The organism is Mesorhizobium sp. M7A.F.Ca.CA.004.06.1.1 (assembly GCF_003999135.1).
In the GTDB taxonomy this organism is placed as follows: Bacteria; Pseudomonadota; Alphaproteobacteria; order Rhizobiales; family Rhizobiaceae; genus Mesorhizobium.
Genome location: NZ_RZPQ01001126.1, coordinates 1 through 1,287, shown reverse-complemented (window position 1 = coordinate 1,287; position 1,287 = coordinate 1). Strand labels below are relative to the sequence as shown.

General features: G+C 60.6%; 1 protein-coding gene and 1 pseudogene. Both read right to left on the bottom strand.

What is annotated here, in order from left to right; all coding sequences use genetic code 11:
* Positions 1-416: pseudogene (locus EN906_RS34435) on the bottom strand (isoprenylcysteine carboxylmethyltransferase family protein); the annotation flags it as partial.
* Between the two features lie 172 nt (positions 417-588).
* Positions 589-1,287, bottom strand: a 699-nt coding sequence (locus EN906_RS34430) for an ABC transporter substrate-binding protein (protein ID WP_127375790.1), incomplete at its 5' end; no start/stop codon positions are given.

The following is a 1,287-nucleotide window of genomic DNA, read 5'->3' as shown; positions in this document are numbered from 1 at the left end:
ATCTTCCCCCAGATCACGAACCCCAACGCCAGGACTTGCAGCGGCGCGGCGGCATAGATCGGGATGATGGCCACGCCCGGTTCCAGGTCGATGAAGCCGACACCGAAGCTGGCGACCACCGAAACAACCACCGTCAGCGGGTTCCAGTCGCGTACCTGTGGTCGCCGCGACAGAAGCAGCCAGGTAAAGGTCAGGATCTCGGAAATTGCCATCAGCGCCACATTGATGCGGGTCGGGTCGAGCATCAGGTGAGATACGCCGCGGTAGACGAACATGCCCGCGAAGGCCAGCGCGCAGATCCGAAAGAAACCTTCGCGCAAATCCACCAGGATTTCGCGCGTTCGGGCTGCGGACAAAATCCTGCCGTCACTGATGTGCGAAAGCGCCTCGCTTTTTGATATGAGCAATGCAAACACCCCAATGATCCCTCAGGGCGACCTTTGCACGCAACCATTGCCGGGCAGTTAATCAACAAGATCAGATCGGCATTAAACTGGCTGTCGGGGAGCCAGGGCGCCACTCCCAGACGACCTGCTCCACGCGGTCGCCCAGAAAGACTGGCGACCCATCTCATTTGGTTTTGCCAGACTAGCTCAGATAGTCGTTGCGGAAATAGCTCCCGAAATCCGGGCGTTGAGCAACCAGCTTGCCGTCGGCATCACGCAAAATGCCGGACGCGAAGAGATAGCCGCCGATCGCTCCCATCTTGGCCGGATCCATCGTCCCGATGGCACCGCTTTGGCTGCGCAGATAATGGCCGTCGATCAGCGCCTTCAGTGAGGCGTGGATCAGCGCCGGATTGGTCAACGCATCCTTGTTGGCCGCGATCAGCAGGGCTGCCGCATCTTCGGGGTGATCGACCGCGAACTGGTAGCCGCGCCGCGTCGCCTGGACAAAGGCGGCCGCAGGCTTGGGGTTTGCCTGGAGATAGGCTTCGCTCGAAGAGATCAGTGTCGTGTGCTCGTCAGGCACGCCGTAATCGGCATAGACGAAGCTGCGTTGTTTGACGCCCTTGAGCTCGGCGTCGACACCCTCCCAGGTCGAGACTTCGAGCGTGAAATCGACCGAACCATTGGCCAGCGCCTCATAGGCTGAGGTGCCGAGCGTCACCGTCTCGAAATTGCCCTTGCCGCCATCATGGCGGATGATGGTCGATATCAGGGCGTTTTCCCAGGCGCTGCCGAAGCCGCCATAGGTCAGGCCGTCGAGGTTTCTCGGGCTTACGATCTCGCTGCGGGCCGCATTGAAGACCACGCGGCCGGTTTCCGATTGCACCACCGCATAGAC